This is a genomic window from Alloalcanivorax xenomutans (genome assembly GCF_900217905.1).
Lineage (GTDB): Bacteria > Pseudomonadota > Gammaproteobacteria > Pseudomonadales > Alcanivoracaceae > Alloalcanivorax > Alloalcanivorax xenomutans.
The window spans coordinates 1-1,212 of record NZ_OBMO01000045.1 but is presented as its reverse complement, the minus strand read 5'-3'; the positions used below and the strand labels follow the sequence as shown (position 1 = coordinate 1,212).

Annotated in this window: 1 protein-coding gene; it reads right to left on the bottom strand. The window is 61.3% G+C overall.

Annotated features, from left to right (window positions below; all coding sequences use genetic code 11):
* Positions 1–31 precede the first annotated feature (31 nt).
* Positions 32–976, bottom strand: a complete 945-nt coding sequence (locus CRO06_RS19765; RefSeq protein WP_063142497.1) for an IS110 family RNA-guided transposase — start codon at positions 974–976, stop codon at positions 32–34.
* Between the last annotated feature and the right edge of the window lie 236 nt (positions 977–1,212).

Genomic DNA, 1,212 nt, shown 5'->3' with positions numbered 1-1,212 from the left:
CTGTGGGAGATTCTATGGTGCCCTGCAACGCTTAAAAGAGCTTTGCGGGGCAATATTCTTGTTGCTGCTTCATCAGGGCGAAGGCGGTGCGGGCGATCTTCCGGGCCAGGATGACCAAGGCTTGCGTGGTGTGCATCCCCCGGTCCCGATAGCGCTGATAGAAGGCGCGCCAGACCGGATGTCGAGAGGCACTCATGGCAGCACAGTGCAGCAGTCGCCGGACCTCCGTATCCCCTTGCTTGGTCAGCTTGCGTTTACCCCTGAGCGTGCCGGAGTCACGAACCCGGACATCCAGCCCCAGGAAGGCCACGAAGGCATCGCTATTTTTGAAGTCCCCTCTCAGGAAGGCCATGACCAAGGCAGTGGCGGTGATCTCACCGACCCCGTTGATCGCGTCGCATCGCTGGACCTGAGCCTGTAAGCCGGCGGTGCTCACCGCGCTCTTGAGCCGTTTCTGAATCACCGTGTCGACGCGATCCATCTCGGTGATCAGGGCCTGCAGCGAGGCCTTGAGCTCCGGTTCTCCGCTCAGGCTCTGACGCAACGCGGTGCGGGCCTTAACCAAGGCGGCCCGGCGACGCAGCAGGCTCTGCAGCATCCGGTACACTTTGGGGGGCGGGCTCCACGGGCGTAACTCGTCTTTCTCCTTGTGCAGATAGCGGGCCAGCAACTGGGCATCGGCCCGGTCCGTCTTGGCCCGTGTGCCCACGCCTTTGCGGTAGTTGCTGAGACGGTAGCCGTCCACCATATAGACCCGGTGGCCCTTGGCGTGCGCGCGCTCGGTAAGGTCCATGTGATAGGTGCCGGTCGCCTCCAGGGCGATATCGCAGCCCTTGGGGAGCGTGGCTAACCATTGGCGAATGGCCTGGGGGGTGTTGTCGATGGTCAGGGTTTGGTTCCAGTTCAGCAGATGGATGACCAGATCGTCTTTGGCCACATCAATCCCGATCTCCAGGCAGCTTGCCGGCATTGCCATGGGGTGCCCCTCTCAGCTAGGTTAAATGGGCTTGTCGGGGCGCACCGTAACGCTGGCTTGCAGAGTATCGTCGGTCTGAGTGTGTGCTCAGCCGATGGATTCCTTATCGGCGTTTGAAGGTGCGGGGTGGGGCCGTATCTCCCACAGTCTGTACCCTAGGGTCAGAAGCTTGCCTGGTCCCTCCACCCCGACAAGTCTCTTCTTTCTAAGACTTGCCGGGTAACCATACAAGCTTG

What these genes read in the sequence shown, in the direction of transcription:
- CRO06_RS19765 (WP_063142497.1), bottom strand. Translation starts at nt 976, where the DNA reads ATGGCAATGCCGGCAAGCTGCCTGGAGATCGGGATTGATGTGGCCAAA.